This is a genomic window from Pseudomonas sp. Pseusp11 (genome assembly GCF_047304405.1).
GTDB lineage: Bacteria > Pseudomonadota > Gammaproteobacteria > Pseudomonadales > Pseudomonadaceae > Aquipseudomonas.
In genome coordinates this window covers 1-20,153 of record NZ_JBGLZF010000017.1, presented here as the reverse complement: position 1 = coordinate 20,153, position 20,153 = coordinate 1, and the positions used below count along the sequence as shown (strand labels likewise).

Sequence of the window (20,153 nt, the reverse complement as noted above, 5' to 3'; positions counted from 1 at the left end):
AAACGTTTGCTGTAGGCCGATTTGACGAATTACGGCAATACGCTTGCATGAGGGCGGAATCCGCCCCCGGCGTTTCTGGCTAATTGGTTATTGGTCGATACTGACGCCCGAGAACACGTTGCGACCGAAGGGGCTGACCTTGAACCCTTCGACTTTGGCGCTCAACGGCTGGTTGACCGTCGAGTGGGCGACCGGCGTGATCGGCACCTGCTGCTTGAGGTACTGCTGCGCCTGTTTGTAGAGCACGGTGCGCTGGTCGCGATCGGTGACGACCTTGGCCTGCTTGATCAGCTTGTCGTAGGCCGGATCACACCACATGGAGTAGTTGTTGCCGCCAATGGCATCGCAGCTGTAGAGCGTGCCGAGCCAGTTGTCCGGGTCGCCGTTGTCACCGGTCCAGCCGATCAGGCTGATGTCGTGCTCGCCGTTCTTGGTGCGCTTGATGTACTCGCCCCATTCGTAGCTGACGATCTTGACCTTGAGGCCGATCTTCGCCCAGTCCGCCTGGAGCATTTCGGCCATCAGTTTGGCGTTGGGGTTGTACGGACGCTGGACCGGCATGGCCCAGAGGGTGATTTCGGTGCCTTCCTTCACGCCGGCGGCCTTGAGCAGTTCCTTGGCTTTTTCCGGGTTGTAGGAGGCGTCCTTTATGGTGTCGTCATAGGACCACTGGGTCGGTGGCATGGCATTGACCGCCAGTTGACCGGCACCTTGATAGACGGCGTTGAGAATGCCTTGCTTGTTCACCGCCATGTCCAGCGCCTGGCGCACTTCGAGCTGGTCGAAAGGCTTGTGCCGGACGTTATAGGCGATGTAGCCGAGGTTGAAGCCGGGTTTCTCGATCAGCTGCAGTTTAGGGTCATTCTTCAGGGCGGTTACGTCGGCGGGGCGTGGGTGCAGGGTGATCTGGCATTCGTTGGCCTTGAGCTTCTGCACGCGCACCGAGGCGTCGGTGTTGATGGCAAAAATCAGGTTGTCGAGCTTGACCCGGCTGGGGTCCCAGTACTGCTTGTTGCCGCTGTAACGGATGTTGGAGTCTTTCTGGTAGCTCTTGAACACGAACGGCCCGGTGCCGATCGGCTTCTGGTTGATCTCGCTCGGCTTGCCGGCCGCCAGCAACTGCTCGGCGTATTCGGCCGAAAGGATGGCGGCGAAGCTCATGGCGATGTTCTGGATGAACGCGGCGTCGACGTTGTTGAGCGTCATCACCACGGTCAGCGGCCCGGTCTTTTCGACCTTGGCAATATTCTTGTTCAGGCTCATCCCATTGAAATACGGGAACTCGGTCGGATAAGCCTTACGGAACGGGTGCTGCGGATCGAGCATGCGATTAAACGTGAACAGCACGTCGTCGGCGTTGAAATCGCGGGTCGGCGTGAAGTATTTGGTCGTGTGAAACTTCACCCCCTCGCGCAGATGGAACGTGTACTTGAGGCCGTCTTCGGAAATATCCCAGCGGGTTGCCAGGCCTGGCACGACATTGGTGGCGCCTTTTTCAAACTCTGCCAAACGGTTGTACAGCGGCTCGGCGGCGTCGTTATCGGTCGCAGTGGTGTACTGCGCGGTGTCGAAACCGGCGGGGCTGCCTTCGGAGCAGAACACCAGGCTGTTATTGGCGGCCTGGCTGATGGAAGTGGCGGCCAGCAGGCCGGTGCCCAGCAATGCGGATAAAACCAAGGAATGGCGCATGACGCTCCCTCTTTTTTTAGTGTTATTCAATGCGCCGCGATCCCGTCCGGGGACGTTGTGGCGGCATTGAGCTCAAACCAATACGGGCAGCAAACCGATAGCCCACACAGTCACTGGTCAGAACCCGACGGTAGGTGCCGTGGGTCTGGCAGTAAATGCGCTGAGTCCTAAAGACTCGTAGGAAAAGGCAACGCGTCCTGTCCCCTGGCTGTGTCAGACAGCGGATTTGGATGTAGGCAAATTCCTAGCTTCTCGGCAGAAAAAAGCAGCGGCGACGCTGAAAACGTCGCCGCTGCCTTTTCTTATTTGCTGACGCTGACGCCGTAGAAGGAGTTCAAGCCAAATGGGCTGATCTTGAAGTCCTGCACGTTGGCGCGCATGGGTTGGAACACCGTCGAGTGAGCGATAGGTGTCATTGGAACAGCATCTTTGAGGACGTGTTGCGCCTGTTTGTACAGTTCGGTGCGCTTGGCCTGATCGGTGGTGCGTTTGGCTTCCTTGACGAGGCCGTCGAATTTCTTGTCGCACCATTTGGAGAAGTTGTTGCCGCTCAGCGAGTCGCAGCCGAACAGTACGTTGAGCCAGTTGTCCGGGTCACCGTTGTCGCCGCTCCAGCCGATGATCATCGCCTGGTTCTCGCCGCCTTTGGAACGCTTGATGTACTCGCCCCATTCGTAGCTGGTGATCTTGACGTTCAGGCCGATCTTCTTCCAGTCGGACTGCAGCATTTCAGCCATCAGCTTGGCGTTCGGGTTGTACGGACGCTGTACCGGCATCGCCCACAGAACGATTTCGGTGCCTTCCTTGACGCCGGCTTCCTTGAGCAGCGCCTTGGCTTTCTCAGGATCGTACTTGGCATCCTTGATGGTGGTGTCGTAGGACCATTGGGTCGGCGGCATGGCGTTGACGGCCAGTTGGCCTGCGCCCTGATAAACCGAGTCGATGATCTGCGGCTTGTTGACAGCCATGTCCAGCGCCTGACGAACGCGCAGGTCGGCCAGCGGGTTCGGTTCGTTGCTGCCCTTTACCTTGTCCATCACGTTGTAGGCGATGTAGCCCAAGTTGAAACCGGCCTGGTCAGGCAGCTTCAGGTCCTTGTCTTCTTTCAGCGCTTTCAGGTCGGCTGGACGCGGGAACAGAGTGATCTGGCACTCGTTCTTCTTCAGCTTCTGGATGCGTACCGACGGGTCGGTGGTGATGGCGAAGATCAGGTTGTCGATCTTCACGTCGTCAGGCTTCCAGTAGTCCTTGTTCCCGGTGTAGCGGATGTTGGAGTCTTTCTGGTAGCTCTTGAACACGAACGGGCCGGTGCCGACCGGTTTCTGGTTGATGTCGGCAGCCTTGCCTTCCTTGAGCAGCTGGGCAGCGTACTCGGCGGACTGGATCGAGGCGAAGCTCATGGCCATGTTCTGGATGAACGCGGCGTCTACGTCTTTGAGGGTGAACTTGACGGTGTGGTCGTCGACTTTATCGATCTTGGTGATGTTGGTATCCATCCCCATGTCGGTGAAGTACGGGAACTCGGTCGGGTATGCCTTACGGAACGGGTCATCCTTGTTAATCATGCGATTGAAGGTGAACAGCACGTCGTCGGCGTTGAACTCACGCGTCGGCTTGAAATACGGGGTGGTGTGGAACTTGACGCCTTCACGCAGGTGGAAAGTGTAAGTCAGGCCGTCACTGGAAATGTCCCACTTGGTCGCCAGGCCAGGAATCACGGCGGTGCCGCCGCGCTCGAACTGGGTCAGGCGGTTGAACATGGTTTCTGCAGAGGCGTCGAAGTCGGTTCCGGTGGTGTACTGACCTGGGTCGAAACCGGCCGGGCTTCCTTCGGAGCAGAACACCAGGTTAGACGCCGCTTGGGCGAAAGGTGCACTGGCTAACAGGCTTGCGCCGACTAAAAACGGAATGACCGCGTGTTTAAGCATGGTGGCCTCATGATTTGTTGTCATTTTTGGAATTAGAGGACGACCTCGTGAGTCGACCTGCGGATACTTATGCAGGGGCCGTACCCAATGCAAGATCCTGAATGGCCACAAGTCCTAAAGAGTGGCACGAACGTACCTTAATGTCGCATATGTATAAATAGTGACGTATTTGACCGTTTGCGCAGGTTTTTTACGGTGCAAGTCGTGCACCGATAAGGGGCGGCCGGGGCGTTTGACGCACCCGGTTGGAGCCTGGTGTTACTTATTTATACCCACGCCATAGAACGGTGTGAGGCCAAACGGACTGATCTTGAAGTCGGTGACTTCCTTGCGCAGTGGCTGGAACACCGTCGAGTTGGCAATGGGTGTGATAGGTACTTGTTGTTTAAGGATTTGCTGTGCCTGTTGGTACAGTTTGACCCGCTGTTGTTTGTCCGTGGACACCTTGGCTTGTTGCACCAGTTTGTCGTAGGCCGGGTCACACCATTTGGCGTAGTTGCTACCTTTCACCGCAGCGCAGCTGTAGAGCACGCCGAGCCAGTTATCCGGGTCACCGTTGTCGCCGGTCCAGCCGTAGATCATTGCGTCATGCTCACCGTTCTTGGCGCGTTTGATGTACTCGCCCCATTCATAGCTGACGATGTTGGCCTTGATCCCGACTTTCTCCCAATCCTGCTGGATCATCTGTGCCGACATCCGCGCATTGGGGGTGGAGGCGCGCTGCACGGTCATGGCCCACAGATTAATTGTAGTGCCGGGTGCAACCCCCGCTTCTTTCAGTAGCGCGCGGGCTTTGGTCGGGTCGTGCGGGGCGTCCTTGATGCTCGGGTCATACGACCATTGCGCCGGTGGCAAGGCGTTTTGCGCCAGTTGCCCGGCACTCTGGTAGACAGCCTTGATGATCGCCGGCTTGTCGATGGCCATATCCAGCGCCTGGCGTACCTTGAGCTGGTCCAGCGGTGGGTGGGTCACGTTGTAGGCAAGGAAGCCGAGGTTGAAACCGGCTTGCTTGAGCACCCTCAGATTCGGGTCTTGCTCCATCACTTCGATGTCTGCCGGGCGTGGGTAGCCGCTGACCTGGCACTCGCCGGCCTTGAGTTTTTGCAAGCGCACGGCGGCGTCCGGGGTGATCGAGAAAATCAGGTTGTCGAGTTTCACGTCCTCGGGTTTCCAGTAAGCCTTGTTGGCGGCGTAGCGGATTTGCGAGTCCTTTTGGTAGCGCTTGAACACGAATGGGCCGGTGCCGACCGGTTTCTGGTTGAGGTCGGCGGCTTTGCCTTCCTTTAACAGTTGGGCGGCGTATTCGGCGGATTGCACCGAGGCGAAGCTCATGGCGAGGTTTTGCACGAACGCGGCGTCGACGTTGTTCAGGCTGAAGCGCACGGTGTGGTCGTCGATCTTGTCGATGCTTTTGATCGTGGTGTTCAGGCCCATGTCGGTGAAGTACGGCGACTCGGCGGGGTAGGCCTTGCGGAAGGCGTTGTCCGGGTCGAGCAGGCGCTGGAAGGTGAACAGCACGTCGTCGGCGTTGAAGTCTCGGGTGGGGGTGAAGTAGTCGGTGGTGTGGAATTTCACGCCGTCGCGCAGGTGGAAGGTGTAGGTGAGGCCGTCCTCGGATACGTCCCATTTTGTTGCCAGGCCGGGTTCGATTTCGGTGCCGCCGCGTTTGAATTGGGTGAGGCGGTTGAAGACGGTTTCGGCCGAGGCATCGAAGTCGGTGCCGCTGGTGTATTGGCTGGGGTCGAAGCCGGCGGGGCTGGCTTCGGAGCAGTAGACCAGGGTGGTGGCGGCTTGGGCGGTTTGTGCGAGGGATGCGGTTGTGGCGAGGGCGAGTGCGAGCAGGAGTGGTTTGACGGTGGTTCTTTCCATGGAGTCCCCGAGGGCTTTGCGGCGATGTTTTCCTGAGGGTAGCGTTGTTGGCGGGGAGGGTGGAAATATCGTTTTTTGAGGGGGACCCCTCTGTTGTGGCATACCCCGGATTATTCGGGATCTTGGCGGCCTTCGGGCCGACCATGCTCTTGTTGGTCGGGTACATATCCGTTTCTGCGGTAACGGCTACTTATGGTTTCGCCCTTACGGCGACTCCCTTTTTTACAAGCGCCTAAAAAAGGAAGCAAAAAACGCTCGCCCCAAGCGTCCGGCCCCTCGCTGAGGCTCGGCGTTCCTTCGTTCCGGTATCCATCTGGGGGCATCGCCCTACGGTTGGCTTCGCTTCAACCTACATGCGATGGGTTCGACTGCGTCGAACGGCGCTGCGCGCCAATCCCCAGATGAACACCTCCACTCAGCCTCCCGAAGGGGCGGGTGAATCAAGATCAAAAGCGGCAGGCGAGCTAACGCTCGGCCTGTAGTTTGGCGGGTGTACGCCGCTCCACTGTGGGAGAGGGCTTGCCCGCGAAGGCGGCCTGATAGCCGACCCATCTCTTTCGTCTGTACCTGAATGATCGTTCCTACGCTCCCGCGTGGGAACGCCGCCAGGGACGCTCCGCGTTCCGCTTTTGAATGTTTAATCGATGTGTCAGAACGCAGACCTTTCCCACGCATCTTTCAGGTTGTCCGTCGGAAGCGGGCTCTCTAGTCTTTGGCTGTCGCTGCAAAACCAGCGAGCAGGTGTGGAAACCTGAACCTTAAGTAGTTGCATTGCATCACCACCGTAATCGTTGCCGATGTCTTCTTTCGTCTGCAAACTGCGTTATGGCGGCTGTGCGTGGGCAGACTTCGGTCTGGCCGGGTGCCTACTTACCGGTTTTCCACCCCGCGTACAGCTGCCACCCCTTTGTCGTGTGGAAACGACAAGTGGATGGCTCCCACTCAGTAAGTAGGAGTTTTTATGGATAAGTTGATCCCCGACCCACCCTTCAACGCCACCACACCCAACGCCGAAGCTTTGCGTAGCGAAGAGCTACTCAAAGACCGCGAAGCGATAAAACGTGCGCTCGACTACTACCTCGATCCGCCCAAACCTTACGCCGCAAAACCTCGTCGCCCCAGCACGATGTACTTGGTTGCCCCTGACATGGGCACCGAAAGTCTGCTGGCACAAGCCTGCGAGTCATTGGCCTCGGCCAGTGTCCTGGCCAGCGATTTCGCCACGAACCTGATCGGCCCGCAACGCAATACAGTGTTGGCGATTCAACAGATCATCATGCTGGCGGAATTGGCGGTGAATCGGGCGTTGGATAACGTCGATCCGCAGATTTAAGTCTGAATCACTGCGATGACGCCCATGCTTTCACCACCAAGCTGACGGTCACAACCAGATTCTTCTGGTACAAAAAAAAGGCGATCACTTCGGTGATCGCCGTTTTCGTGTCCGGGTTATCGCATCAAGGCATCAACACTTCAATCGCCCCATCCGCCGTCATGCTGACCTGGCTGGTGCCGGCTTCAACTTCTGGCGTCACCGGTGCCGAATCCATGCCGGCGGCAGCTTTCATCATCATCGGCCCGCGCATGTACGGTTGTGGATAACCGTTGCTGTTGAGGTTCAGGTTGACGATTTTGTAGCTCTTGCCGCCCAAGGCGTCGGTGGCGAGTTGGGCGCGGGCCTTGAAGGCGGTCACGGCTTCTTTGAGCAGGGCGTCTTCGCTGGCTTTGCGGGTTGGCGTCGCGATGGCGAAGTCCATGCCGCCCATTTTCAGGTCGGTGAGCAGTTCGCCGGTGAGTTTGGACAGGGCGGCGAAGTCCGAGCTTTCCAGACGCAGTTCGGCGCGTTCGCGCCAGCCGGTGATTTTCTGGCCTTTGGTGTCGTAGATCGGGTAGCTGTTGCGGCTGCCTTGGCGCAGGGTGATGTCTTTGACCTGCTTGGCCTGGGCCAGTGCCTTGTTCATGGTGGTGCTGACGTCGGCGGCGAGTTTGGCCGGGTCGGTGTTTTGTTCTTCGGTGTAGAGGGTCACGATCATCAGGTCGCGGGCCACTTCCTGGCTGACTTCGGCGCGCAGGGAGATCTGGTTGTAATGCAGCTCGTCGACGGCCAGGGCCGGGAGGCTGGCGGCGGTGCCAACGCTTAAGGCAAGAAGGGCGGCGCTGCGGCGCAATGTGTGCATGAAAAGCTCCTTGGACGATGCGCAGGGGTTAGGGTCCGAACCTGCGTGAAACCATCAGACTCTAGCTTCAATGGTCCGTTTCGCACAGTTACAACTTCTATACAGTCTCAACCGGTGCCGGGCTTTTGTGGCGAGGGAGCTTGCTCCCGCTCGGCTGCGAAGCAGTCGCAAAGTCGGTATGCGCGGTTTGCCAGTTTCATCCGGTTGAATGGTTGGGGGCCTGCTTCGCAGGCCGGCGGGAGCAAGCTCCCTCGCCACAGGGGGCTCATCGGCGAAGCATTCACTTATAAATCCATGAGCCGCAACTGTGGTCGTTTGCCGCACTTTCGCCTCTCATGCCCGCGGCTTGGTTATACTCCGTGCGATCCGCCTGGAGCGCTCATCAGGAGAGCTCATGCTCGCCCCCGTACAATTGACTTCCGCCACTCGCCAGAACCTCTGGCGGCTGACTTTCATCCGGATTCTGGTGCTCGCCGCCCAGGCCGGCTCCGTAGGCCTGGCCTACTGGCTCCAGCTGCTGCCGTTGCCGTGGGTGCCGCTGGCGATGACCCTGGGCTGTTCGACGCTGTTGTGTGTGTTCACCGCCGTGCGCCTGCGCACTTCGTGGCCGGTTACCGAGCTTGAGTACGCCCTGCAACTGGCCTGCGACCTGTTTATACACAGCGCCTTGTTGTATTTCTCCGGTGGTTCGACCAACCCGTTCGTCTCTTATTACCTGGTGCCGCTGACCATCGCCGCCGTGACGCTGCCGTGGCGCTATTCGGTGATTCTGTCGGGTATCGCCCTGGCGCTGTATACGTTGCTGCTGGCGCGGTTCTACCCGCTGGAAACCTTCCCCATCGCCCGGGAAAACCTGCAGATCTACGGCATGTGGTTGAGTTTTGCCTTGGCCGCCGCCGTCATCACCTTCTTTGCTGCACGCATGGCTGAAGAGCTGCGTCGGCAGGAAGAGCTGCGTGCGATCCGTCGCGAAGAAGGCCTGCGCGATCAGCAATTGCTGGCCGTCGCGACTCAGGCTGCCGGTGCCGCCCATGAACTGGGTACGCCGTTGGCGACCATGAGCGTGTTGCTCAAAGAGATGCAGCAGGATCACCCCGACCCGATGTTGCAGGACGATTTGAAGGTTTTGCAGGATCAGGTCAAGTTGTGCAAGGAAACCTTGCAGCAACTGGTGCGCGCCGCCGAGGCCAACCGTCGTATGGCGGTGGAGATGCAGGATGTCACCGACTGGCTCGACGAAGCGCTCAACCGCTGGCACCTGATGCGTCCTGAGGCCAGTTATCGCTTCCAGCGTCTTGGCCAGGGCACGGTGCCGCGTATGGCGCCGCCGCCGGATTTGACTCAAGCGCTGTTGAACCTGCTGAACAACGCCGCCGATGCCTGCCCTGAAGGCTTGCAAGTGACCCTGGACTGGACCGCCGAAGACCTGACCATCAGCATTCGCGACCATGGTGCCGGTGTACCGCTGGCTATCGCCGAGCAGATCGGCAAACCGTTTTTTACCACCAAGGGCAAAGGTTTCGGCCTGGGCCTGTTTTTGAGCAAGGCCAGCGTGACACGCGCCGGCGGCTCAGTGAAACTCTACAGTCATGAGGAAGGCGGCACGCTCACCGAGCTGCGCCTGCCCCGTGTCGCCCGAGGAGACGAACATGAGTGACGAGATCCAAGTTGAAGGCGAAGAACTGCCGCATTTGCTGCTGGTAGACGATGATGCAACCTTCACCCGCGTGATGGCCCGCGCCATGGCCCGCCGTGGTTTTCGCGTCAGCACCGCAGGTTCCGCCGAAGAGGGCCTGACCATCGCCCAGGCCGATATCCCTGATTACGCCGCGCTTGACCTGAAAATGGACGGCGATTCGGGCCTGGTGTTGCTGCCCAAGCTGCTCGAACTCGACCCGGACATGCGCGTGGTGATACTCACCGGTTACTCGAGCATTGCCACCGCCGTCGAGGCAATCAAGCGCGGCGCCTGCAATTACCTGTGCAAACCGGCGGATGCCGATGACGTGCTGGCCGCGTTGCTCTCCGAGCACGCCGACCTCGACAGCCTGGTGCCGGAAAACCCGATGTCCGTGGACCGTCTCCAGTGGGAGCACATCCAGCGCGTCCTGACCGAGCACGAAGGCAACATTTCCGCCACCGCCCGTGCTCTGGGCATGCACCGCCGCACGCTGCAGCGCAAACTGCAGAAGCGCCCGGTCCGTCGCTGAACGAGCGCTGAACGGTTATCGCCAGCCCTCGCGATCACACGAGCCGATCATTTATGATCGGTTCTTGTGTGTTCTTTTCTTTATTGAGCCTTATCCATGAATCAGAACGCTGAATATTCCGCGGTCAACGATGCTGTGCGCGGGCAGTTTTTTCGCAAAGTCTGGGCGATTACCACGCCTTACTGGCGCAGCGAAGAGAAGGGCAAGGCCTGGACGCTGTTGATCGCCGTGATCGCGCTGTCGCTGTTCAGCGTGGGGCTTTCGGTGTGGTTCAACACTTGGTACAAGGATTTTTACAACGCCCTGCAACAAAAGGATGAAGCGGCGTTCTGGCGGCTGATTCTGTATTTTTGCGGGATCGCGGCGGTGGCGATTGTCGGCGCAGTGTACCGGCTCTATCTGACCCAGATGCTGACCATTCGCTGGCGGGCCTGGCTCACCGAAAAGCACTTCGCCCGTTGGCTCGAAAACAAGAATTACTACCAGCTGGAGCAGGGCGGTTACACCGATAACCCGGACCAGCGGATTTCCGAAGACCTCAATAAATTCACCACTAACACGTTGGGCCTGGGCCTGGGCTTGATCCGTAACGTCGTCAGCCTGGTGTCGTTCTCGATCATTTTGTGGGGTGTGTCGGGCAGCATCGAAGTATTGGGCTTCACGATTCCCGGCTACATGTTCTGGTGCGCGCTGGTTTATGCCGCCGTCGGCAGCTGGCTGACGCATGTGATTGGTCGTCGCTTGATCGGCCTCAACAACAACCAGCAACGTTTCGAAGCCGACTTGCGTTTCTCCATGGTGCGGGTCCGCGAGAATGCCGAAAGCATTGCGCTGTACAACGGCGAACCCAACGAGAACCGTCGTCTGAGCAGCCGTTTCGGCCTGGTCTGGCGTAACTTTTGGGACATCATGAAAGTGTCCAAGCGCCTGACTTTTTTCACCTCCGGTTATGCCCAGATCGCAATCATTTTCCCGTTCATGGTTGCGGCGCCGCGCTATTTCGCTGGCAAGATCGAACTCGGTGAGCTGATGCAAATCAATTCGGCATTCGGCAACGTGCAGGAGAACTTCAGCTGGTTCATCAGCGCGTACCAGGACCTTGCCGAGTGGCGTGCGACTTGCGATCGTCTACTGAGTTTCCGTCAGGCCATGACCGACAACGAAGAGCGCGCGCCGGCCATCGACGTGCAGAATCAGGGCTCGGCGCTACGGGTGCATAACCTTGGCCTCGACCTGGCGGATGGTCGTCACCTGCTGACCAACGCCGACATGACCGTGGAGGAGGGCGAGCGCGTCATGCTCAGCGGTCGTTCCGGTAGCGGCAAGTCGACCTTGCTGCGGGCTATGGGGCACCTATGGCCGACCGGCCACGGCAGCATCCGCCTGCCGACAGCGCGTTATCTGTTCCTGCCGCAAAAGCCCTATCTGCCGATCGGCAGCCTGCGCGAGGCGTTGAGTTATCCACAGCCGGGCGACACCTACCCGCACGAGCGCTACGTCCACGTGCTTGAAACCTGCCGCTTGCCGCACCTGGTTTCGCGTCTGGATGAAGCCAATCACTGGCAGCGCATGCTCTCGCCGGGTGAGCAGCAACGCCTGGCCTTCGCCCGTGCGCTGCTGTATGCGCCGCAATGGCTGTACATGGACGAAGCCACTTCGGCGATGGATGAAGAGGATGAAGCGTCGCTGTATCAGGCGTTGATCGATGAGTTGCCGGGCTTGAGCATTGTCAGCGTCGGCCATCGCAGCAGCCTGAAACGTTTCCATCCACGGCATGTGCGCATCGAGAATGGCCACCTGGTGGACCAGGCCGTCACTGCCTGAACCTGTGGGAGCGTGGCAGGCCACGCTCCCACAGGTCAACGGTGATCGTACAACCTGCATGCGCTATGATGCGGTTTCAGCCGCTTTTTCGAGACCGATGTTCACCATGGAAAACCCGATCGACGCACCTCGCCTCCCTCGCAAGCGCCGCAGCCTCGCACAGGAATTGGTGACGGTGTTGTCCGAGCAGATCCGCGACGGTCAGCTCAAGCGTGGCGACAAGTTGCCCACCGAGTCGGCGATCATGAATGCCCATGGCGTCAGCCGCACCGTGGTGCGTGAAGCGATTTCCCGTTTGCAGGCCGCAGGGCAAGTGGAAACCCGTCACGGCATCGGCACCTTCGTGCTCGATACCCCGAGCCCGAGCGGCTTTCGTATCGACCCGGCGACCGTAGTGACCTTGCGCGACGTATTGGCGATTCTGGAACTGCGCATCAGCCTGGAAGTGGAGTCCGCCGGCCTTGCCGCGCAACGTCGCAGCCCGGAGCAGTTAGCGGCGATGCGTGAGGCGCTGGACGCCCTCAACGAAAGTGCCGCCCACGCCGGCGATGCCGTGGCGTCGGACTTCCAGTTCCACCTGCAAATCGCCCTGGCCACCGGCAACCGCTACTTCACCGACATCATGACCCACTTGGGCACCAGCATCATTCCGCGCACACGCCTCAACTCCGCGCGCCTGGCCCATGACGACCAGCAGCACTACATGAGTCGCCTGAGCCGTGAACACGAAGAGATTTACGATGCGATTGCCCGCCAGGATTCCGATGCGGCGCGGGCCGCGATGCGTTTGCACCTGACCAATAGCCGTGAGCGGCTGCGCCAGGCGCATGAAGAGGCGCAGGCGCAGCGAGGATAGGTTTGCGGGTTGGGGGATTTGATGCCTGACAGATAGCCATCGCGAACAGGCTCGCTTCCACAGTATTTTGAGTCGATCACAGTAATGTAATCGCACACAGATCCAATGAGAGCGAGCCTGCTCGCGATGAGGTCAGTGACCTTCCTGGAATATGTCAGCCAGTCTTCAAAATTGAACGATCCACTCTCACCGCCAACTCAGCAGCCCCAGGTTTGGCATCGAAGACCGCATGCCCCTGGTCATCCACGACCGCGCGAGCAACCGGCAAACCCTTCGACAGCAACTCCAGCGGCGCACCTTTCAGCGATTGGCCAGAAGCCAATTCCAGTTTCAGATTGATAGTCATCAGTGATCTCCTTATCAGGCATTGGCCGCTGAATTCAGCACGCCGGTTGGTTTGTAGTCCTTGAGCAACAGATAAGTGCTCCAGCCCCACCAATCATCCACGGTGGCGGTGTCGTTCAAGTTGTTGACGTCCTTGCGCCGCAACACCTTGTTGCCCTCGACCCTGAACAGCGGCGAGAAATTGTCTGCCGGACTCAACACCGCTTGCAGGTCAGGCAGATTTTTCAAAGCAGCAAAGCTGCCGGGCGCCGGGGCGATGCCACTGAGGTACGCCGCGAACACTTCATCCGCAGACACCTGAACCGCTTGATTCACCTGCGTGCGGTTAGCGCTGTCGATCGCGTCGAAATAGCGTTTGTCGCCATAGGAGCGCCAGCGATCACCGTTGCCATTGCGCACATTGAGGCCGAACTTGCTGTCTTCGTCGTGCATGAAACGGGTGATCAACGAGCCCAGATCACTCGGCGTGACCGCCGCCGCCAACTGTTTACGCGGCACTCGCAAATGCCCTGCGGAAAACAGGTCGGTGAGGGAGTGGTCGGCAAAAGCGTTCATCGCATAGGCCAGCTCCAACTGCTTTTCATCGCCGCTGTTGTGGGCCAGCACCGCTTGTTGCAATGCGGCCGTGTGCCCGGCGATGTAAGCCAGCAACGCCCATTCGCCAAAGTGGTCGGCATTGTTGGCGGCCAGTTTCAGGTAACGCCCCAAAGGGAACAGTGCCGAGACGAAACTGCCGCCGCCGGTGATCTTGTTCCACTCTTCCGACAACGTATCTCTGAGGGCCTCATAAGCCTCGTGAGGCTGTTTACCGTCCTTGATCGCCTGATTGATTGCGGCGATTTCCTTTTGCATCACACCAAGAATCAGCTTCGCCTCGGCGTTTGACGCCGGCAGTACTGCCAGGGAGTTGAAGGCGTTGGTAAAGCGCTGGATTCGCTCTGCGGCGGTTGCACCTTCGTTGATCGGCTGATCGGGAATTCCATAAAAATCACCCCCCAGCGCGATCACCTGACCATAGGTCAATGCCAGGCCATTGGGCAGATGCAATTCCACCTGCCAGGCCGGCAGCGCGGGTGCATCCTTGACGAAACGCAGCAGGGTGCTGTCGCCGATTGCAGTATGTTCTGCCCCCTCGAACCTCAACTGGGGCAGGCCTTTGCGTGGATCTTTCGGTGCTACGGGCAGCAGGCCACGGCGCTGATGTTTGGGGTGGTGATGACTTCCAGCGGTGAGTTTAAGCGCGTCGCCGTCACCGGAAATGGCGATACCGTGCGCGGTAAAAAGATCATCCAGATCGGCAATGACCTGTCGGGTATTTTCCTTCGGTTGTGCGTGTAGACCTGACATTTCTAGCTCCTTGATATGTCGTAGGCAAAGTTCAATTTAACTGTATGTATATACAGTTATATGAATCATAGATGAGAAACTTCCTACGTCAAGGAATTACCTTTTCTGACTCAAATGGTGAGAGCGGCGATGAAATGCAGTTGACGGTTGTATTTTAAGTTGTACGATGACCTACAACTTCGGCGAAGGCTGAACGGTTTTCTCACACAACGTTGCTACCCAGGGTGTTCGAATAATGAATCCACAAGAACTGAAGTCCATCCTCTCTTCCGGCTTGCTGTCGTTCCCGGTCACCGACTTCAATGCCCAGGGCGACTTCCATCGCGCGGGCTACATCAAGCGTCTCGAGTGGCTGGCCCCATACGGCGCTTCGGCGTTGTTCGCCGCAGGCGGTACCGGTGAGTTCTTCTCTCTGGCGGCCAGCGAATATTCGGAAATCATCAAGACTGCGGTCGACACCTGCGCCAGCAGCGTGCCAATTCTTGCCGGTGTCGGTGGTTCGACCCGCCAGGCTATCGAGTACGCTCAGGAAGCCGAGCGCCTGGGCGCCAAAGGCCTGTTGCTGCTGCCGCACTACCTTACCGAAGCCAGCCAGGACGGCGTTGCCGCCCATGTCGAAGCCGTGTGCAAATCGGTAAAAATCGGCGTGGTGGTCTACAACCGCAATGTCTGCCGCTTGACCGCGCCGCTGCTGGAACGACTGGCCGAGCGCTGCCCGAACCTGATCGGCTACAAGGATGGCCTGGGCGATATCGAGCTGATGGTGTCGATCCGTCGCCGCCTCGGCGATCGCTTCAGCTACCTGGGCGGTTTGCCGACCGCTGAAGTCTACGCCGCGGCCTACAAGGCTTTGGGCGTACCGGTTTACTCCTCGGCGGTGTTCAACTTCATCCCGAAAACCGCGATGGATTTCTACCACGCCATTGCTCGCGAAGATCACGCCACCGTCGGCAAGATCATCGACGACTTCTTCCTGCCGTACCTGGATATCCGCAACCGCAAGGCCGGTTACGCGGTGAGCATCGTCAAGGCCGGGGCAAAAATCGCAGGCTATGACGCAGGCCCGGTGCGTGCACCGCTGACCGATCTGACGGGCGAAGAGTACGAAATGCTCGCGGCGCTGATCGACAAGCAGGGCGCGCAGTAACACCCGACAAACCCAAGGCCGCTGAGCAATCAGCGGCTTTGTGTGTGAGGACTTCTTTTAAAAGGTGCAAGCCGTGGCTGATTTGAAGCGTTACGACAACTACATCGGTGGCCAATGGGTCGCCGGCGCCGACTATTCCAGCAACATCAACCCGTCGGAATTGACCGACACCATCGGTGACTACGCCAAGGCCGATCTGGCTCAGGTCAACGCCGCCATCGACGCCGCTCGCGCTGCGTTTCCGGCATGGTCCACTTCCGGTATTCAGGCTCGGCACGATGCGCTGGATAAAGTCGGCAGCGAGATCCTCGCCCGTCGCGAAGAGCTCGGTACGTTGCTGGCCCGGGAAGAGGGCAAGACCCTGCCCGAAGCCATCGGCGAAGTGACCCGCGCCGGCAACATCTTCAAGTTCTTCGCTGGTGAGTGCCTGCGTCTGTCCGGTGACTACGTGCCGTCGGTGCGTCCGGGCGTCAATGTCGAAGTCACTCGCGAAGCGCTGGGCGTGGTCGGCCTGATCACGCCATGGAACTTCCCGATCGCGATCCCGGCGTGGAAAATCGCTCCGGCTTTGGCTTACGGCAACTGCGTGGTGCTGAAACCTGCCGATCTGGTGCCGGGCTGTGCCTGGGCGCTGGCGGAAATCATCTCCCGCGCCGGTTTCCCGGCCGGCGTGTTCAACCTGGTGATGGGCAGCGGGCGAGTAGTCGGCGAGGCGCTGGTCAACAGCCCGAAAGTCGATGGCATCAGCTTCACCGGTTCGGTCGGCGTGGGCCGGCAGATCGCGATCAATTGCGTGTCGCGTCAGGCCAAGGTGCAGCTGGAAATGGGCGGCAAGAACCCGCAGATCATTCTCGACGATGCCGACCTCAAGCAAGCGGTCGAACTGTCGGTGCAGAGCGCGTTCTACTCCACCGGCCAGCGTTGCACCGCGTCGAGCCGTCTCATCGTCACCGCCGGGATTCACGACAAATTCGTCGAAGCCATGGCCGAGCGCATGAAGTCGATCAAGGTCGGTCATGCGTTGAAGTCCGGCACCGACATCGGCCCGGTGGTCTCGCAAGCGCAGTTGGAGCAGGACCTGAAGTACATCGACATCGGCCAGTCCGAAGGTGCGCGTCTGGTCAGCGGCGGTGGTCTGGTGACGTGCGACACCGAGGGCTACTTCCTCGCCCCGACGCTGTTTGCCGACAGCGAAGCTGCGATGCGCATCAGCCGCGAAGAGATCTTCGGCCCGGTGGCCAATATCGTGCGTGTAGCCGATTACGAAGCAGCGCTGGAGATGGCCAACGACACCGAATTCGGTCTGTCGGCGGGCATCGCCACCACGTCGCTGAAGTATGCCAACCACTTCAAGCGCCATTCCCAGGCCGGGATGGTGATGGTCAACCTGCCGACCGCCGGCGTGGATTACCACGTTCCGTTCGGTGGGCGTAAAGGTTCATCCTATGGTTCACGTGAGCAAGGTCGCTATGCGCAAGAGTTCTACACGGTCGTGAAGACCAGCTACATCGGCTCCTGACAGGAAACACCGCCGTATCGGCATCGATACCGCACCCCCTGTAGGAGCTGTCGAGTGAAACGAGGCTGCGATCTTTGCTTTTAAAGATCAAAAGATCGCAGCCTCGTTTCACTCGGCAGCTCCTACACAGGGAACACAACAGTTTCACCCGCGCATAAAAATAATCAGTGGGAGTACATCTACAATGCAATCGACCAAGCCGACTCACGTCCGCTATTTGATTTTGCTCATGCTGTTTCTGGTGACCACGATCAACTACGCCGACCGGGCGACCATCGCGATCGCCGGCTCCAGCCTGCAAAAAGACCTCGGCATCGACGCGGTCACTCTCGGTTATATTTTCTCCGCATTCGGTTGGGCCTACGTGGCCGGGCAAATTCCCGGTGGCTGGTTGCTGGACCGGTTCGGTTCGAAAAAAGTCTATGCCCTGAGCATCTTTACCTGGTCGCTGTTCACCGTACTGCAAGGCTATGTCGGTGAGTTCGGGCTTTCCACCGCCGTCGTCGCGCTGTTCATGCTGCGCTTTCTGGTGGGCCTGGCCGAAGCGCCATCCTTCCCCGGCAACGCACGCATCGTAGCGGCGTGGTTCCCGACCGCAGAACGCGGCACCGCCTCGGCGATCTTCAACTCGGCGCAATACTTCGCCACGGTACTGTTTGCACCGCTGATGGGCTGGATCGTCTACAGCTTCGGCTGGCAGCACGTGTTCATCGTCATGGGTGTGATCGGCATTATCTTCTCGGGGATTTGGCTGAAAGTTATCCACAGTCCGCGCCAGCACCCGATGATCAACGACGCCGAGTTCAAGCACATCGCCGACAACGGCGGCATGGTCGACATGGACCAGGACAAGGGCAAAAAGGTCGACGGTCCGAAGTGGGACTACATCCGCCAGTTGCTGACCAACCGCATGATGCTCGGTGTGTATCTGGGCCAGTACTGCATCAACGGCATCACCTATTTCTTCCTGACCTGGTTCCCGGTGTACCTGGTGCAGGAGCGCGGCATGACCATTCTCAAGGCCGGTTTCATTGCCTCGTTGCCGGCGATCTGCGGGTTTATCGGTGGCGTGCTCGGCGGGGTGATTTCTGACTATCTGCTGCGCAAGGGCCACTCGCTGACCTTCGCCCGCAAGGCGCCGATCATCGCCGGTCTGCTGGTTTCCAGCAGCATCGTGGCTTGCAACTATGTCGATATTGAATGGATGGTGGTCGGCTTCATGGCCCTGGCCTTCTTCGGCAAAGGTGTGGGCGCATTGGGCTGGGCGGTGGTGTCCGATACCTCGCCGAAACAGATCGCCGGTTTGAGTGGTGGCCTGTTCAACATGTTCGGCAACATCGCATCGATCACCACGCCGATTGTCATTGGCTACATCATCAGCTCCACCGGCTCGTTCAAGTGGGCGCTGGTGTTCGTTGGTTGCAACGCGCTGGTGGCAGTATTCAGCTACCTGGTGATCGTTGGCCCGATCAAACGCGTTGTGCTCAAAGAGCCGCCGGCCAGCGGTCCTGAAACGAACAGCAAGTTATCTGAAGCGCATTCCTGAGGAGCGGCGTCATGCAGTTGATTGAACATTCCGACTCGCCGCGCTACATCCGCCTGCACGAGCGGGACAATGTGGTGATCGTGGTCAACGATCAGGGCGTGCCGGCCGGCACCGAATTCCCCGATGGCCTGGTCACCGTGGATTTCGTGCCGCAGAGCCACAAGGTCACCCTCGAGGACATTCCCGAGGGCGGCCAGGTGATTCGTTACGGCCAGACGATCGGCTACGCGTTGCAGCCGATTCCCCGCGGCAGCTGGGTCAAGGAAGATCAACTGCGCATGCCCACCGCGCCACCGCTGGACAGCTTGCCGCTGTCCACCGAAGTGCCGGCCGCGCAGGCACCGCTGGAAGGCTTCACCTTCGAGGGCTATCGCAACGCCGACGGCACCGTCGGCACGCGCAACATTCTCGGCATCACCACCACCGTGCAGTGCGTCACCGGCGTGCTGGATCACGCGGTAAAACGCATCAAGGACGAGTTGCTGCCCAAGTACCCGAACGTCGATGACGTGGTGGCGTTGACCCACAGTTACGGCTGTGGCGTGGCGATCACCGCCACCGACGCGTACATCCCGATCCGCACCGTGCGCAACCTGGCGCGCAACCCGAACCTGGGGGGCGAGGCGCTAGTGATCAGCCTGGGCTGCGAGAAATTGCAGGCCGGGCAGGTGATGCATGAGAACGACAGCTCGGTGGATTTGAGCGAGCCGTGGTTGTATCGCTTGCAGGATTCAAGTCACGGTTTCACTGAGATGATCGAGCAGATCATGGCGCTGGCCGAAACCCGTTTGAAGAAGCTCGATCAACGCCGCCGGGAAACCGTACCGGCGTCCGAGCTGATCCTCGGCATGCAGTGCGGCGGCAGCGATGCGTTCTCCGGGATCACCGCCAACCCGGCCCTGGGCTATGCCTCGGACCTGTTGCTGCGGGCTGGTGCGACGGTGATGTTTTCCGAAGTCACCGAAGTGCGCGATGCGATTTACCTGCTGACGTCCCGGGCGCAAACCGAAGAAGTCGCTCAGGAACTGGTGCGGGAAATGGACTGGTACGACCGTTACCTGGCCAAGGGTGAAGCGGATCGCAGCGCCAACACCACGCCGGGGAACAAGAAGGGCGGGTTGTCGAACATTGTCGAGAAGTCCTTGGGCTCGATCGTCAAGTCCGGCAGCAGTGCGATCAACGGGGTGCTTGGCCCTGGGGAACGGTTCAAGCGCAAAGGGCTGATTTTCTGTGCGACCCCGGCCAGTGATTTTGTCTGCGGGACGTTGCAGTTGGCGGCGGGGATGAACCTGCATGTGTTCACCACCGGCCGTGGTACGCCTTATGGGTTGGCGATGGCGCCAGTGGTAAAGGTCTCGACCCGTACAGAACTGGCGCAGCGCTGGCCGGACCTGATCGACATCGATGCCGGGCGGATTGCCACCGGGCGGGCGTCGATCGAAGACCTCGGCTGGGAGTTGTTCCACTACTACCTGGACGTGGCCAGCGGCAAGAAACACACGTGGGCGGAGCAGCACAAGCTGCATAACGACATCACCCTGTTCAACCCGGCACCGATCACGTAAGGCCGCGTCCCGCGAAGGGGCCATGGAGCTCACCGAAGGTTTCAAGAATGTACCTGTCTAGTCCTGAAATAGGTTTACACCTGTTTCACCCCAACGCCCGATGCACCGCATCGGGCGTTTTGTATTTCAGG

At 59.3% G+C, this 20,153-nt stretch carries 15 protein-coding genes; 9 read left to right on the top strand and 6 right to left on the bottom strand.

Annotated features, from left to right (window positions below; genetic code table 11):
• Positions 1-87: 87 nt before the first annotated feature.
• The 3 genes from ACCC96_RS15665 to ACCC96_RS15655 all read right to left on the bottom strand — a co-directional run bounded on the left by ACCC96_RS15665 (position 88) and on the right by ACCC96_RS15655 (position 5,486).
• The gene (locus tag ACCC96_RS15665) at positions 88-1,689 is read right to left on the bottom strand and encodes an ABC transporter substrate-binding protein (RefSeq protein WP_019651117.1); all 1,602 of its coding nucleotides are present in this window, start codon (positions 1,687-1,689) and stop codon (positions 88-90) included.
• Positions 1,690-1,991: 302 nt separating this feature from the next.
• The gene (locus ACCC96_RS15660) at positions 1,992-3,617 is read right to left on the bottom strand and encodes an ABC transporter substrate-binding protein (protein ID WP_413696252.1); all 1,626 of its coding nucleotides are present in this window, start codon (positions 3,615-3,617) and stop codon (positions 1,992-1,994) included.
• A gap of 258 nt (positions 3,618-3,875) precedes the next feature.
• Positions 3,876-5,486: an ABC transporter substrate-binding protein gene (locus tag ACCC96_RS15655; protein ID WP_413696251.1), complete on the bottom strand. Its 1,611-nt coding sequence runs from the start codon at positions 5,484-5,486 to the stop codon at positions 3,876-3,878.
• A 961-nt stretch (positions 5,487-6,447) separates the two neighbouring features.
• Here ACCC96_RS15655 and ACCC96_RS15650 point away from each other — a divergent pair.
• On the top strand, positions 6,448-6,819 hold the full coding sequence (locus ACCC96_RS15650; RefSeq protein ID WP_413696250.1) for a DUF6124 family protein: 372 nt from the start codon (positions 6,448-6,450) through the stop codon (positions 6,817-6,819).
• A 124-nt stretch (positions 6,820-6,943) separates the two neighbouring features.
• On the opposite strand, the gene ACCC96_RS15645 is transcribed toward ACCC96_RS15650, so the two are convergent.
• Entirely contained in the window at positions 6,944-7,663 is a 720-nt protein-coding gene (locus ACCC96_RS15645) for an SIMPL domain-containing protein (protein ID WP_007939711.1), read from the bottom strand.
• 394 nt (positions 7,664-8,057) lie between these two features.
• Between ACCC96_RS15645 and ACCC96_RS15640 the strand changes: the two genes are divergently transcribed.
• The 4 genes from ACCC96_RS15640 to ACCC96_RS15625 all read left to right on the top strand — a co-directional run bounded on the left by ACCC96_RS15640 (position 8,058) and on the right by ACCC96_RS15625 (position 12,553).
• Entirely contained in the window at positions 8,058-9,320 is a 1,263-nt protein-coding gene (locus ACCC96_RS15640; RefSeq protein ID WP_019582419.1) for an ATP-binding protein, read from the top strand.
• Positions 9,313-9,873 (top strand): response regulator transcription factor, encoded by a 561-nt coding sequence (locus ACCC96_RS15635; RefSeq protein WP_007939714.1) that lies wholly within the window; start codon positions 9,313-9,315, stop codon positions 9,871-9,873. The genes ACCC96_RS15640 and ACCC96_RS15635 overlap by 8 nt, the downstream gene beginning before the upstream one ends.
• A gap of 96 nt (positions 9,874-9,969) precedes the next feature.
• Positions 9,970-11,697 carry an ABC transporter ATP-binding protein/permease gene (locus tag ACCC96_RS15630; protein WP_019651123.1) on the top strand — a complete coding sequence of 576 codons (1,728 nt, stop codon included), beginning with the start codon at positions 9,970-9,972 and terminating at the stop codon, positions 11,695-11,697.
• A 106-nt stretch (positions 11,698-11,803) separates the two neighbouring features.
• Entirely contained in the window at positions 11,804-12,553 is a 750-nt protein-coding gene (locus ACCC96_RS15625; RefSeq protein WP_026346018.1) for a FadR/GntR family transcriptional regulator, read from the top strand.
• A gap of 154 nt (positions 12,554-12,707) precedes the next feature.
• On the opposite strand, the gene ACCC96_RS15620 is transcribed toward ACCC96_RS15625, so the two are convergent.
• Both ACCC96_RS15620 and ACCC96_RS15615 read right to left on the bottom strand, forming a co-directional pair.
• A complete protein-coding gene (locus ACCC96_RS15620) occupies positions 12,708-12,899 on the bottom strand; it encodes a hypothetical protein (protein ID WP_413696249.1) in 192 nt (63 codons plus the stop codon).
• 14 nt (positions 12,900-12,913) lie between these two features.
• Positions 12,914-14,245 (bottom strand): phospholipase, encoded by a 1,332-nt coding sequence (locus ACCC96_RS15615; RefSeq protein ID WP_413696248.1) that lies wholly within the window; start codon positions 14,243-14,245, stop codon positions 12,914-12,916.
• 235 nt (positions 14,246-14,480) lie between these two features.
• Between ACCC96_RS15615 and kdgD the strand changes: the two genes are divergently transcribed.
• The 4 genes from kdgD (at position 14,481) to garD (ending at position 20,022) form a co-directional block, all read left to right on the top strand.
• Complete coding sequence (kdgD, locus tag ACCC96_RS15610) at positions 14,481-15,392, top strand: 5-dehydro-4-deoxyglucarate dehydratase (protein WP_007939720.1); 912 nt, start codon at positions 14,481-14,483, stop codon at positions 15,390-15,392.
• Between the two features lie 73 nt (positions 15,393-15,465).
• Positions 15,466-16,911, top strand: coding sequence for an aldehyde dehydrogenase family protein (locus tag ACCC96_RS15605; RefSeq protein ID WP_413696247.1), 1,446 nt, complete (start codon positions 15,466-15,468; stop codon positions 16,909-16,911).
• A gap of 184 nt (positions 16,912-17,095) precedes the next feature.
• Positions 17,096-18,457, top strand: coding sequence for an MFS transporter (locus tag ACCC96_RS15600; RefSeq protein ID WP_413696246.1), 1,362 nt, complete (start codon positions 17,096-17,098; stop codon positions 18,455-18,457).
• A gap of 11 nt (positions 18,458-18,468) precedes the next feature.
• Entirely contained in the window at positions 18,469-20,022 is a 1,554-nt protein-coding gene (gene garD, locus ACCC96_RS15595) for a galactarate dehydratase (RefSeq protein ID WP_413696245.1), read from the top strand.
• Positions 20,023-20,153: the final 131 nt, after the last annotated feature.